Source organism: Solibacillus isronensis, assembly GCF_900168685.1.
GTDB lineage: Bacteria > Bacillota > Bacilli > Bacillales_A > Planococcaceae > Solibacillus > Solibacillus isronensis_A.
This window is the reverse complement of record NZ_FVZN01000014.1, coordinates 116,283-130,967: the sequence shown is the minus strand read 5'-3', so window position 1 is coordinate 130,967 and position 14,685 is coordinate 116,283. Positions and strand designations below refer to the sequence as shown.

Below are 14,685 nucleotides of genomic sequence, written 5' to 3'. Positions count from 1 at the left end.
CATTCTATTACTAAATTGATTTCCCCTCTTTTATAGAGAGAGTTTGTGCTTTTGCTTTTTTATGTGCACAATTTTATAATAACTTTGAGGTGTAAATATGTCTAAAATTTTAACTACGCAATTAACAGGTCTTCTACAGCGCATTCAGCAAACTGAGGAAGAATCTATTGAAGAAACTGCACGATTATTGGCACAGGCGGCAATCGGACAAGGAACAATTTACTTTGCGGCATTTGGTGAAATGGAAGCTGTTGCAATAAATGCAGAGCTTGGTGAAGGTAAATTTGCTAAGTTTGCACGCTATACAGAAAGCGTTGAACTTTTGCCTGCTGACCGTGTCATTATTTTTACGCGTCACGCTAAAGATGAACAAGCATTAAAACTTGCACAGCAACTGCATGCAGAGTTCATCCCATTTGCGGCTGTCGCAAGTGAAGTGGCAGGCGACGATAATCCGTTATGCGATCTTGCTTATACGTATATTTCATTGAAAGTGCGCGGCGGCATTTTACCGCATCCTACAAAGCTCGGCGAACGTATCGTATTTCCGCATCTAATTGCAGCTTTATATATTTATGAAGCGATTAAGATGGAATTCGATGAAATGCTCGTGGACGATGATGAAGAGGATGACGAATTAATGGACAGCCACCCGTCACCATTCGCATAATTTATCGACGACTCTTATGACCTGTTGGCATAAGAGTCGTCTTTTTATGTAATGAAACAATTCTTAAGAAAAAAGCACGTCCCTTAAAACAGGACGTGCAAAATTAATTACTTTTTATTGTTAAACGCTGCGCCAATAAACTCACGGAATAATGGTTGTGGACGTTGTGGACGTGAAATTAATTCTGGGTGGAATTGACCAGCCACAAAGAATTTCTTCTCCGGTAACTCAACAATTTCTACTAATTTATTGTTAGGAGATAATCCTGAGAATACCATACCTTCCGCTTCCATTGCTTCACGGAATTCATTATTGAACTCGTAACGGTGACGGTGACGTTCGTATACTAGCTCTTCACCATTGTAAGCCGCGCGTGCACGAGATCCTTCTTTTAATTTACATGGATATAAACCAAGACGTAATGTTCCGCCGATATCTGTATCTTCTGTTTGATCTGGTAAGAAATCGATAATTGGGTATTTCGTATTTTTGTCCAGTTCTGTTGAATGTGCACCTTCCAAGCCCATAACATTACGTGCAAATTCTACAGTTGCCATCTGCATACCTAGGCAAATACCGAAGAATGGTACATCGTTTTCACGTGCATAACGGATCGATTCGATTTTCCCTTCAACACCACGGTCGCCGAAACCACCTGGCACTAAAATACCGTCTGCTTGTCCTAGCAATTCATCAACATTTTCCGCTGTAACGTGCTCAGCATTGATCCAGTCGATTTCGATATCTGAATTGTATACATAACCTGCATGTTTTAACGCTTCTACAACTGAAATATAAGCATCTTGCAATTCAACGTATTTACCTACTAAAGCGATACGTGTTTTGTGCTCCAAGTTTTTCACTAAATGTACAAGCTCTTTCCAATCTGTCATATCCGCTTTTGGCGCTGTAATGCCGAAATGATCAAGAACGATTTGGTCAAAGCCTTGTGCATGAAGGTTTAATGGCACTTCATATAAATGTTCTGCATCACGTGATTCGATAATATCAGAAGGTCTTACGTCACAGAATAACGCAATTTTTTCTTTCATATCTTGTGGCACTGGTTGTTCTGTACGTAAAACGATAATATTTGGCTGAATACCTAATGAACGTAACTCTTTTACAGAGTGTTGTGTCGGTTTCGTTTTCATTTCACCTGCTGCTGCGATATAAGGCATTAACGTACAGTGGATGTACATAACATTTTCATGACCTAAATCACGACGCATTTGACGAATCGCTTCAAGGAAAGAAAGTGATTCGAAGTCACCTACTGTACCGCCGATTTCCGTAATTACAACATCAGCAGAAGTTTCACGGCCAGCACGTTGAATACGGTCTTTAATTTCATTTGTTACGTGAGGAATTACTTGAACAGTACCACCATTGTAATCGCCGCGGCGTTCTTTATTCAGTACCGATTGATATACTTTACCAGAAGTAACAGTTGAGTGTTTACCAAGGTTAATATCGATGAAACGCTCATAGTGACCTAAGTCTAAGTCCGCTTCTGCACCATCATCTGTAACGAAAACTTCACCGTGTTGGTATGGGCTCATTGTACCTGGATCAATATTTAAATATGGATCAAATTTTTGAATTGTTACTTCCAATCCACGATTTTTTAATAGACGACCTAAAGATGCTGCTACTATCCCTTTACCAAGTGATGAAACTACCCCACCTGTTACGAAAATATACTTTGTCATACAAATTCCTCCTTCTTTTAAAACAAATTAGAAAAACACTCTATTGCTTCCTAAATGCAAGGGAATGTTTTTCTAACTAAAAACGCATGAAAAAATAAAAAACGCTCCTCCTGCACTATTTTGCAGGGGGAGCGTATAACTTATACGGTCAATCTCCTTTTTAAAGGAGCCCAAGTAAAAGATTATACGGAACTGAATTAGAAGTCAAGCACTTTCAATTTCCAAAGTAAAAATCTTATTTAAGATCTTCGTCTTCTTCTAGTTCCTCATCTAACTCTTCGTCTATTTCTTCTTCATCATCCTCGATAATAAATGTATCATCTTCATCGATTAATTCTTCATCGATGTCAGGATCGATTTCTTCAATGTCTTCTTCAACGAAGTCGATGTCCTCATCCACTTCTTCCTCTTCTTCTTCGTCGTCAACGAATTCATCGTAATCTTCCTCGAATAATACATCCTCTTCTTCAAGGTCGATGATTTCATCTTCATCTTCGTCGTCAACAGCTTTTGCTTTCTTCTTACGTGTCTTAATTGTTGGCGCTGTTTCTTCTTCGATTGTTTCTACTTTATACCACTCACGTAAACCCCAGCCATTTTCATGGTTTAATAAGAAACGGCCTTCTACATTTAAGTCTGTATAAAATTGCACTAAACGTGATTTTAGTTCTTCATCTGAAATACCATTTAATGCTTGAATTCCTTTTAATAATTCATTTAACGGCATTGCTTGTTTTTTATCTTCTAGTAGTGCGTATGCTAAGTCGATTAATGACTCTTCTGCTAATTGTTCATCTGTCATACCACGAAAGTTCAAATCGTGCACGTCCTTTCCATTCTTACATGTCTATTTATCAATTACGACTCGGCGTAATTGCGTTTGGATTCGTCTTCCAAATCCTTAACATCTGCCGAAGATCTTATACCCGTTCTTCCGTTGCTTGTACAACAACTGGATGGATATAAGCATAATACCCATTATATACAAACATGCTATCACTATGCTAGTTTCATTTCTTGTTTTTTAAATTTGTTACTTTTTTATAGGCAACATAAAATAAAATGAAGGATAAAAGCAGCAAAGGGATTGCTGCTAGTTGTCGGTTATATAAAAAGAAGGTTGCGATTAGGCATGCTAAAATTAAAATATAATGTACATACTGTTGCACTATTGCGCACCTTCCTTCATCAGATCGTCCATGTATTTACTAGTATAACGAAAATTCCCGCACTCGTGGTATTCTAAGTTCATTTTTTTGCATTTTTTTCTAATAACTAAGTAAATAAGGCTAGTTATTAAGTTGTTTTCTGTTATTCAACAATAATAAATCTGTCTTACCTTACATATTTCGGCGGTATTGGCCGCCTACTTCATATAGCGCCTGAGTAATTTGGCCAAGGCTTGCTACTTTAACCGTTTCCATTAATTCTTCAAAAATATTACCGCCTGTTTTAGCAACTTCTTTTAATCGATCAAGCGCTTTTTGGCTATTGTCCGCATTTGCTTCTTTAAAGCTTGCCAAGTTTGCAATTTGCAAATCTTTTTCTTCTTTGGAAGCACGGGCAATTTCCATATTATCGATTGCTTCTTCAGATGGCGGATTCGGGTTTAGATATGTGTTTACGCCAATAATCGGCAGTTGTCCTGAATGTTTTAAATGCTCATAGTGCATCGATTCTTCTTGAATTTTTCCGCGCTGATACTGTGTTTCCATCGCGCCAAGTACCCCGCCGCGATCATTCATTCGGTCAAACTCTTCCAGCACTTTCTCTTCCACCAGCTGTGTAAGCTCTTCAATAATGAATGCCCCTTGTAATGGGTTTTCGTTTTTCGATAAGCCGTGCTCTTTCGTAATAATCATTTGAATCGCCATCGCTCGTCGTACCGATTCTTCTGTAGGTGTAGTAATTGCCTCATCGTACGCATTTGTATGCAGTGAGTTACAGTTGTCCTGTAATGCCATTAATGCCTGCAATGTTGTACGAATATCATTGAAGTCAATTTCCTGTGCATGCAGACTGCGGCCCGATGTTTGAATATGATATTTCAGCTTTTGCGAGCGGTCATTTGCGCCGTATTTTTCACGCATCACAACAGCCCAGATGCGGCGGGCTACACGACCGATGACTGTATACTCAGGGTCAAGACCGTTCGAGAAGAAGAAACTTAAGTTCGGTGCAAAATCATCGATATTCATACCGCGGCTTAAATAATACTCAACATACGTAAAGCCGTTTGCCAATGTAAATGCAAGCTGTGAAATCGGATTTGCCCCGGCTTCGGCAATATGGTAGCCCGAAATGGATACCGAGTAATAGTTACGTACTTTATGATCGATGAAATATTGCTGGATATCGCCCATCATACGCAGCGCAAATTCAGTAGAGAAGATACATGTATTTTGCCCTTGATCTTCTTTTAATATGTCCGCCTGTACGGTACCGCGCACCACTTGCAATGTTTGTTCACGTGTTTCTGTAAATTCTTCCACCGTTAAAGTACGGCCCAGCTCCTGCTCACGCTTTTGCACTTGCTGATCGATTGCTGTATTCATAAACATTGCCAGAATAATCGGTGCAGGTCCATTAATCGTCATCGACACAGATGTAGAAGGCGCACATAGATCAAAGCCCGCATAAAGTTTTTTCATATCATCCAATGTACAGACACTCACACCAGACTCCCCGACTTTTCCGTAAATATCAGGACGTGTATGCGGATCTTCCCCGTATAACGTTACTGAATCAAATGCCGTCGATAAACGCTTTGCATCATCATCTTTTGATAAGTAATGGAATCGCTTATTCGTACGTTCCGGAGTTCCTTCACCCGCAAATTGACGCTTCGGATCTTCTCCTTCACGTTTGAACGGGAAAACACCTGCTGTATACGGGAATTCACCTGGTACATTTTCTTTATAAACCCAGCGTAAAATTTCGCCGTAATCTTTAAAGTTCGGCAGCGCGACTTTCGGAATCTTCAAGCCTGAAAGAGACTCTGTACGTAAAATTGTTTTAATCTCCTTATCACGCACTTTCGTAATAAGTTCGTCGCCTGCATAAGCTTCTTTTAATGCATTCCAATTTTTTAGTATACGCTTCGATTCCGCAGTTAATTCATTTTGAACGCCTTCCAGTAAAGAATCAATCGATGCAATTAATGCCGTTTCACTATCTGCAAGCAGTGCTTTTGTTCCTTCAAGCTGATACCATTTCGTCGCAAGTGCTGCCTGCTGTTCTGCATGCTTATGATAGTTTCTGACTGTTTCCGAGATTTCGCGTAAGTAGTAGCGACGATCATTCGGAATAACAATATTTTGCTTTTGTGTTTTGACAAATTGCTCATACGAAGTTTCCCAATCCAAGCCGAATTTCTCATTAATTTTTGCTACAAGTGCAGCAAATAATGAGTTCGTTCCTAAATCGTTGAACTGTGAAGCAATCGTCCCGAATACAGGCATATGATCAAGCGGTTCTTCCCATAGTTCACGTGAACGCTGGTATTGTTTCTGAACTTGACGCAATGCATCTTCAGAGCCTTTTCGTTCAAACTTGTTGATCGCAATCAAATCCGCAAAATCGATCATATCGATTTTTTCAAGCTGTGTCGGGGCACCGAATTCGCTCGTCATTACATACATTGATAGGTCTGTATATTTTGTAATCTCGGCATCGCCTTGCCCGATACCACTTGTTTCAACAAGGATCAGATCAAATCCTGCTGTGCGCACAACATCGAGTACATCCCCAATTGAACTTGATAATTCCGTATGGGAGCCGCGCGTTGCTAAACTGCGCATATAAACGCGGTTGTTAAAGATGGCGTTCATACGAATACGGTCACCTAATAAAGCCCCGCCAGTTTTTTGTTTTGTCGGATCGACTGAAATAATCGCAAGTTTCTTATCAGGGAATTCTTGCAGGAATCGGCGGATCAGTTCGTCTGTCAACGAAGATTTCCCTGCACCGCCTGTACCTGTAATCCCAACTACCGGTGTATTTAAACTTTTTGTTTTTGCAAGCTGCAGCATTTCTTCAATTTCCGCATCCCCGCCATTTTCGGCAGCTGTAATTAAATTCGCCAAAATTTCCGGTGTATCGGTTGTAAGCTTTTCTAAAAGTTCTTTGTAATTTCCTTTCAGTGTTGAAAAATCAGCACCTTCAAGCTTCTTGTTTATCATTCCTTGTAAACCTAAATGACGCCCATCTTCCGGTGAAAAAATACCGGAAATTCCGTAATCATGCAGTTCCTTGATTTCACGTGGCAATATTACACCACCACCGCCACCGTAAATTTTAATATGCGGCGCTCCTTTTTCGCGAAGCAGATCGTACATATATTTGAAATATTCAATATGACCGCCTTGATATGAAGATAGTGCCACCCCTTGCGCATCTTCCTGAATCGCAGCATTCACCACTTCCTCTACGGAACGGTTGTGTCCTAAGTGAATGACCTCTGCTCCGCTTGACTGTAAAATTCGACGCATAATATTAATCGAAGCATCATGCCCATCAAAAAGACTTGATGCCGTGACAAAGCGAATATGATTTTTTGGTTTGTATACTTCAGTTTTCCCCATTTTAATAACCCCTTTGTTATGCTGAAATAATGAAAAATCACCATGCGAAGCAAACTCTTTAAATAGTTGCTCTACATGGCGATTTTCCTTTCCTAATTTTCAAACTGCATAATGCCTTGTAAAAACATTGTTGTTTGCAATTTTATATATTGATCGATCGTATATCTTTTTTGCAGTGCCCACTTACGGAATGCCCAACTTTGCCCTTGTACGACGATGTGATTTGCCGCTAAATAGATTGCATCTTCAGACAGCGATAAATTGCCTGCTTCAACACAGTCTTTTAATATGCGTTCAAAAATTGCGACCATTTCAAGCTCTTTATCGAGAATGTAATGCATCGCAGCTTTTTGCAATGACTTCGTTTCCTGATACATAATCGTAAACTCCTCAGGCATTTGGTCAATAAGCAAATAATATTGACGGATTGCCTGTTTCAAGCCTTCGATTGTACCTGTATCGGAAGGAAAATCGGTTAAGCATTTCGTTACTTCATTGAAGATATTGTCACATACTAAAAATAAGACATCTTCTTTCGTACGAATATATTCATATAAAGTTCCGATAGAAAAACCGGCCGCTTTTGCAAGTTCCCTTGTCGTTGCACGATGGAATCCTTTTTCCTTAAAAAGCTTAACACCGGCATCAATAATTTGCTGACGGCGTGCAATTATTTTATTTTCATCTTTTATTGACGATTGGACGTGCAGCTTATCATTTTTCGCCATAGGCTATTTCGTAATCATACGCGAAATTACGAGGCGTTGGATTTCTTGTGTACCTTCATAAATTTGCGTAATTTTCGCATCGCGCATATAACGCTCTACCGGGTAATCTTTCGTATAGCCGTAGCCGCCGAATACTTGAACAGCTTCTGTTGTCACTTTCATCGCTGTATCACCTGCAAGCAGTTTTGCCATTGCCGATGCTTTTCCGTATGGTAAGTCGTTTGATTCCAACCATGCTGCCTGGTACGTCAATAAACGAGAAGCTTCAATTTCTGTCGCCATATCCGCTAACTTGAATGATACACCTTGGTTTGCTGTAATCGGCTTGCCGAATTGAACACGCTCTTTTGCATAATCAACCGCTGCATCCAATGCCCCTTGCGCGATACCTACCGCTTGTGCTGCAATTCCGTTGCGTCCGCCATCAAGTGTTTTCATTGCAATAATGAAACCTTGACCTTCTTCACCTAGTACGTTTTCTTTCGGTACACGACAGTTGTCAAAGATGATTTCTGTCGTCGGAGATGAACGAATTCCTAGTTTCTTCTCTTTTTTCCCTACAGAGAATCCTGGGAAGTCCGCTTCAACGATAAAGGCTGTCGTGCCATTTTTCGCTTCTGGATCAGTTACAGCAAATACTACATAAATATCTGCTACCCCACCATTTGTGATGAAGATTTTCGAACCGTTTAAAATATAGTCGTCGCCGTCTTTTACGGCATATGTTTTCATTCCGCCTGCATCACTGCCTGAACCTGGCTCTGTTAAGCCGTATGCACCGATTTTTTTACCTTCTGCCATTGGACGAAGGTATTTTTGCTTTTGCTCTTCGTTTCCGAATTTGAAAATCGGCCAGCCAGCAAGTGATGTATGTGCTGAAAGTGTTACCCCTGTCGATGCACAAACACGTGATAATTCTTCAACTGCGATACAGTATGCTAAGTAGTCAAAGCCTGCCCCGCCGTATTCTTCCGGCCAAGGAATACCTGTTAAACCAAGCTCAGCCATTTTATCGAAAATGCCGCGGTCAAATTCTTCATGCTCATCGCGGTGCTCAGCTGTTGGTGCTACTTCATTGATTGCAAAATCGCGAATCATTTCGCGTAATTGTTGGTGTTCTTCTGATAATTGAAAGTTCATTTCCCCATGTCCCCTTTTTTAAATATAGTAGAAAGGTTTACTTCACCCGATCACATGCTTACTAATAACGATGCGTTGGATTTCGCTTGTGCCTTCGTAAATTTGTGTTACTTTTGCGTCGCGGAAATAGCGTTCTACCGGATAGTCTTCGGTATAGCCGTAGCCGCCGAAAATTTGTACGGCTTCGATTGCTGTGTCCATAGCTGTTTGAGATGCGAACAGTTTTGCCATTGATGCCTCTTTTCCGCATGACAGCCCTTCACTGCGCATGTTTGCAGCCCGGTAAACGAGCAGTTTTGCAGCTTCCACCGCTGTTGCCATATCAGCAAGCTTAAAGCCGACCCCTTGCTGCTGGGCGATTGGTTTTCCGAACTGGATGCGCTCTTTTGCATAGGCAGTTGCCGCTTCCAATGCAGCTTCGGCAATTCCTAAACTTTGAGCTGCAATTCCGATTCTTCCTACATCCAAGTTGGCCAAGGCAATTTTAAAGCCGTCTCCTTCTTGCCCGAGCAGGTTCTCTGCAGACACTCGCATGTTTTCAAATGTAAGCTGAACCGTACGTGATCCGTGCAGCCCCATTTTCCGTTCATCTTTTCCGATTATTAAACCGGGTGTATTTTTTTCTACAATAAATGCTGAAATTCCGCGCGAACCGGCTTCCGGATTTGTAGATGCAAAAACGATATATACATCTGCTTCCCCGCCATTTGTAATGAACACTTTCGCACCGTCCAATACGTAATGATCGCCGTCTCGTACTGCCTTTGTTTTCAATGAACCAGCATCACTACCGGCACTAGGCTCCGTTAAACAAAATGCTCCGATCGATTCTCCGCTTGCCAGCTTCGGTACATATTTTTTCTTTTGGTCTTCATTGCCGAAATATAAAATCGGATTTGTGCCGACAGAAGTATGGACTGACAAAATAACGCCCATTACCGCGCTTACTTTCGACAGCTCATGGATCGCGATAATATAAGAAGTAAAATCCATTTCCGCCCCGCCATATTCAGCAGGTGCCGTAATTCCCATCAGCCCAAGCTCACCCATTTTCGTCAGCAAATGCCTCGGGAACTCGCCCGCTTCCATCTGCTCGATAAACGGCTCAATTTCAGTTTTGGCAAAATCACGGACCATGTTACGCATCATCAACTGCTCATCAGTAAATTGTAAATTCATAGAAGTCCCTCAGCTTTCGTATATGTAGAATCCTCGACCGCTCTTTTTGCCTAACCAGCCGGCTGCCACATATTTGCGTAATAACGGACATGGGCGATACTTACTGTCTCCAAGTCCTTCGTGTAAAATTTCCATAATCGACAAGCATGTATCCAATCCGATAAAATCAGCCAATGTTAATGGTCCCATCGGATGATTCATCCCCATTTTCATTACATCGTCAATTGCTTCTTTCGTCGCTACCCCTTCATACAACGCATAAATTGCTTCATTGATCATCGGCAGTAATATACGATTTGAAATAAAGCCAGGGAAGTCATTCACTTCCACACCCGTTTTCCCTAGCTGCTTTGTCATGTCAGCAACCGTTTCGTACACTTCATCAGATGTTGCTAAACCACGGATAATTTCCACAAGCTTCATGACCGGAACCGGATTCATAAAGTGCATGCCAATTACTTGCTCCGGTCGTTTTGTCACAGCCGCAATTTCAGTAATCGGTAAACTTGATGTATTCGTCGCTAAAATCGCACGCTTAGGTGCAATTTCATCCAGCTGCTTGAAAATTGATTGTTTAATATCCATGTTTTCGACTGCTGCTTCAATGATAATGTCCGCGTTTTTCGCGTCTTCAATCGTCAATGATTTAGTAATACGGGCTAATACACCCGATTTTTCTTCTTCTGTTTTACGCCCCTTTTCAACATCACGGGCCAAGTTTTTCGTAATTGTATTTAAACCGCGTTCGAAAAACTCATCTTTCATATCATTTAAAATGACTTCGTAGCCTGCCTGTGCACAAACTTGCGCGATCCCGGAACCCATTTGTCCTGCTCCGATGACCATTACTTTTTGAATCGCCATTTATTTCATCCCCTTAGTTTGTAACTTCGATTAATACCGCGTCCCCTTGACCGCCGCCTGAACAAATAGCCGCAATTCCCAAACCGCCCCCACGACGTTTCAATTCATAAGCGAGCGTTAAAATAATACGGGCACCACTTGCTCCAATTGGATGACCTAATGCTACGGCACCCCCGTTAACATTTACTTTACTCTCATCCAGTCCGCTAATTTGATTGCTTACTAGAGCAACGGCTGCGAACGCTTCATTAATTTCAATTAAATCAATGTCTGCCAATGTTTTACCTGACTTTTTAAGCAACTCAATTATTACAAGTCCTGGTGTTTGCGGGAAATCTTCCGGCGCTACCCCAACTTCCGCATGTGCAAGAATTGTTGCGAGCGGTTGACGATTTTCCTGCTGTGCTTTTTCTTCACTCATCAGTACAAGTGCACACGCCCCGTCATTCACTCCTGGAGCATTTCCGGCTGTAATTGTGCCATCACTGCTGAACGCCGATTTTAATTTTGTTAGCGTTTCCAAAGTTGTTCCTGCTCGTGGTGCTTCATCCGTTTCAATACGAAGTGGATCGCCTTTTCGCTGTGGAATTTCCACTGCTACGATTTCCTCTGCAAATTTACCTGTATCAATTGCTGCAAGTGCCTTTTCATGACTGCGAACTGCCCAAGCATCCTGTTGTTCACGGGAAACTTCAAACTTACTCGCTGTGTCATTGCCGTAAATGCCCATATGCACTTGTTTCGGATGGAAGGCACAAGACAAACCGTCATAAATCATGCCGTCTACTAAACTCGCATCTCCCATACGCAAACCAAATCTCCCTTTTGGCATATAGTACGGTGCGTTAGACATCGATTCCATTCCACCAGCCACGATCACCTCTTCGTCCCCTAATCGAATGAGTTGATCTGCAAGTGTTACACTGCGCATTCCTGAAGCACATACTTTGTTGATTGTTTCTGTTTTCACATTCCATGGAATTCCCGCTTTTGTTGCCGCTTGGCGAGAAGGGATTTGCCCCTGACCTGCCTGCAATACGGTTCCAATAATGACTTCATTTACTGCATCTGCTTCTACATTCGCCTTTGCCAATGCTTCTTTAATTGCAATTCCACCTAAATCACTTGCTGTTAATGAACTTAATGCGCCACCAAATTTACCGAATGGTGTTCGTGCGCCGTCTAAAATGACTGTTCTCGACAATCCATACACCCCTTTGTTTGAATTAATCCGAATTTTTACATCGCCATCCGTAATATGACTTTCTGCTGCAGGCTATTAATCTATTAATAACGATCCCCATCACTTACTAATAGAAACACCGCTTGCAGTCTGTAATTTGTAATTCGACTGAACGCTCGCTCAATCATTATTTAGAAAAAAATGAGAGTATTTACTACTCTCATTTCTTCGCTTACTTTCATTGTATTAAATCCTTTTTGAATTCGCAACAATTATTCAAATATACTGACTATAAATTTTATTCTCGTTAATTCCTAGATTATTTGTTTTGTTCGTTATTTTCATCTTCTGCCGGTGCTGCATCTGTTGCTACTTGCTGCTCTTCCGGAAGCGTTGAAGATTCATCAGGTGTTGCCTGTTTCTCAGCTTCAATCGGTTCTACAGGCGCTACAACCGTTTCTTCCACTACTTCTTCTTGCTCTTGTTGAACTTGTGCTTTTTCCGGTGTTCCGAATACCGCACGCTCTAAAATTTCCGCAATATCATAAGTACCGACTGTATCTTCCACTTCTTTTGCTTTCGTTCCATCAGAAAGCATTGTTAAGCAGTAAGGACAGCCTGAAGAAATTACAGATGCCTGTGTTGCGATTGCCTGCTCTGTACGGGCAACGTTAATACGGTTTCCGACATGCTCTTCCATCCACATTAAACCACCGCCGGCACCACAGCACATACCGTCTTCACGATTACGTGCCATTTCAACTAGCTTCACGCCTGCAATACCTTTTAAAATTTCGCGTGGTGGATCGAATACATCATTATATCGTCCTAAGTAACATGAATCATGGAATACAATTGTTTCATCAACACGGTGATCCATTGTTAAACGGCCTTCCTGAATCAGATCGTACAATAATTCTGTATGGTGAAGTACCTCACCGTTCCAGCCGAAATCCTGATACTCATTTTTGAAAATATTGTATGCGTGCGGGTCAATCGTTACAATTTTCGTCACACCATTTTTCTCAAATTCATCAATGTTGGCTGTAGCAAGCTCCTGGAACAGGAATTCGTTACCTAATCGGCGTGGTGTATCCCCTGAGTTCTTTTCTTTGTTACCTAAAATGGCAAACTTCACGCCCGCTTTGTTCATTAGTTTGGCGAATGCCAATGCAATTTTTTGTGAGCGGTTATCAAATGAACCCATTGAACCGACCCAGAATAAATATTCCATTTCTTCGCCTGATTTTTTCAATTCTTTAACTGTTGGAACGTGAACTGTTTCGTCAAGCTCTCTCCAGTTTTCTTTTTCTTTACGGTTTAAGCCCCATGGATTCCCTTGTCGCTCAATGTTCGTCATTGCGCGTTGAGCATCCGGATTCACTTTACCTTCTGTCATCGTTAAATAACGACGTAAATCGATAATTTTATCAACATGCTCGTTCATTACCGGACATTGATCTTCACAGTTACGGCAAGTTGTACAAGCCCAAATTTCTTCTTCTGTAATAACATCGCCGATTAATGACGGGCTGTAAATATCTTCGATTACCGCACCTTCAGCACCAGCAGCCATTGCCAATTGGTTACCTTGTGTATTATTGAAGAACGAGAATGGTACCCAAGGCTTTTTCTTTAACTCAACTGCACCAGTAAATGTTAGATGATCACGTAATTTTACGATCAGGTCCATCGGTGACAGCATTTTTCCTGTCCCTGTTGCCGGACACATATTCGTACAGCGTCCACACTCTACGCAAGCATACAGATCAAGCATTTGCTTTTGTGTGAAGTCGTGAATTTTTCCGACTCCAAGCGGCGGCATACTTTCCTCATCTTCCGCTTCTTCCAATGCGGCAAAATCGATTGGACGCAATGTTCCAATACGGTCTTGACGGTTGTAATAAACGTTGAAAATCGATGTGATTAAGTGGAAGTGCTTACCTTGCGGGATATAAACAAGGAATGCTAATAACGCCAACAAGTGTGCCCACCACATAACGAAGAACATGACTGCAGCAATCGTCGGATTCATCCATTGGAATACCCAGGCAACTGCAGACGCTACTGGTTCTGATCCTGTTAAACCGTGATCATGCCAAATTAAGTAAAAGCCATTGCCAAATAATGTAGCAAACATTAAAATAGCTAAAAACATATAAACTAAACCGTTTTTAAAACCTTGCTTTAAACGTGCAAGTTTCTCCATATAACGACGGTAAAATGCAACCGCAACCGCGATTAAAATCGTTAATACTACAATTTCCTGTGTAAATGTAAATACCGGGTACAGACCACCTAGCGGAAGATGTGATCCCGGTGCGAGCCCTTTCCAGATTAAATCGATAGCTCCAAATTGAACCATTAAAAATCCGTAGAAAAACAGAACGTGTACAAGTCCCATCTTCTTATCTTTTAATAGTTTTGATTGACCAAATACTTTCTCAACGATATCTTCTATACGTTCAGAAAATTTATGATTGAACTCTTCTTTACGACCAAGTTGAATATAGTCATAACGTGTTTTTAGTAAATATGCGAATAACCCCAGCGCATAAAGTAACACGGCGATGAATGCAATCCAGTTAATAATTAAAAATGTATTCATTGTTTTCCCCCCTGGAAT

General features: G+C 41.2%; 10 protein-coding genes. 1 reads left to right on the top strand and 9 read right to left on the bottom strand.

The window, feature by feature from the left end; all coding sequences use genetic code 11:
• The first annotated feature begins 97 nt into the window (after window positions 1–97).
• Complete coding sequence (locus tag B5473_RS09390) at window positions 98–670, top strand: DUF2529 domain-containing protein (RefSeq protein ID WP_079524625.1); 573 nt, start codon at window positions 98–100, stop codon at window positions 668–670.
• Window positions 671–777: 107 nt separating this feature from the next.
• Here B5473_RS09390 and B5473_RS09385 read toward each other — a convergent pair whose 3' ends face one another.
• The 9 genes from B5473_RS09385 to B5473_RS09345 form a co-directional block, all read right to left on the bottom strand.
• Window positions 778–2,382 (bottom strand): CTP synthase, encoded by a 1,605-nt coding sequence (locus B5473_RS09385; protein WP_079524624.1) that lies wholly within the window; start codon window positions 2,380–2,382, stop codon window positions 778–780.
• A gap of 235 nt (window positions 2,383–2,617) precedes the next feature.
• Window positions 2,618–3,208 carry a DNA-directed RNA polymerase subunit delta gene (rpoE, locus tag B5473_RS09380; protein WP_079524623.1) on the bottom strand — a complete coding sequence of 197 codons (591 nt, stop codon included), beginning with the start codon at window positions 3,206–3,208 and terminating at the stop codon, window positions 2,618–2,620.
• Between the two features lie 514 nt (window positions 3,209–3,722).
• Window positions 3,723–6,965: a fused isobutyryl-CoA mutase/GTPase IcmF gene (gene icmF / locus B5473_RS09375; protein ID WP_079524622.1), complete on the bottom strand. Its 3,243-nt coding sequence runs from the start codon at window positions 6,963–6,965 to the stop codon at window positions 3,723–3,725.
• Window positions 6,966–7,057: 92 nt separating this feature from the next.
• A complete protein-coding gene (locus B5473_RS09370; protein ID WP_079524621.1) occupies window positions 7,058–7,693 on the bottom strand; it encodes a TetR/AcrR family transcriptional regulator in 636 nt (211 codons plus the stop codon).
• A 3-nt stretch (window positions 7,694–7,696) separates the two neighbouring features.
• Complete coding sequence (locus tag B5473_RS09365) at window positions 7,697–8,833, bottom strand: acyl-CoA dehydrogenase (RefSeq protein WP_079524620.1); 1,137 nt, start codon at window positions 8,831–8,833, stop codon at window positions 7,697–7,699.
• Between the two features lie 42 nt (window positions 8,834–8,875).
• The gene (locus tag B5473_RS09360; protein WP_079524619.1) at window positions 8,876–10,012 is read right to left on the bottom strand and encodes an acyl-CoA dehydrogenase; all 1,137 of its coding nucleotides are present in this window, start codon (window positions 10,010–10,012) and stop codon (window positions 8,876–8,878) included.
• Window positions 10,013–10,021: 9 nt separating this feature from the next.
• Window positions 10,022–10,876 (bottom strand): 3-hydroxybutyryl-CoA dehydrogenase, encoded by an 855-nt coding sequence (locus B5473_RS09355; RefSeq protein ID WP_079524618.1) that lies wholly within the window; start codon window positions 10,874–10,876, stop codon window positions 10,022–10,024.
• A gap of 13 nt (window positions 10,877–10,889) precedes the next feature.
• Window positions 10,890–12,080 carry an acetyl-CoA C-acetyltransferase gene (locus B5473_RS09350; RefSeq protein WP_079524617.1) on the bottom strand — a complete coding sequence of 397 codons (1,191 nt, stop codon included), beginning with the start codon at window positions 12,078–12,080 and terminating at the stop codon, window positions 10,890–10,892.
• 298 nt (window positions 12,081–12,378) lie between these two features.
• Window positions 12,379–14,667 carry a heterodisulfide reductase-related iron-sulfur binding cluster gene (locus B5473_RS09345; protein WP_079524616.1) on the bottom strand — a complete coding sequence of 763 codons (2,289 nt, stop codon included), beginning with the start codon at window positions 14,665–14,667 and terminating at the stop codon, window positions 12,379–12,381.
• Between the last annotated feature and the right edge of the window lie 18 nt (window positions 14,668–14,685).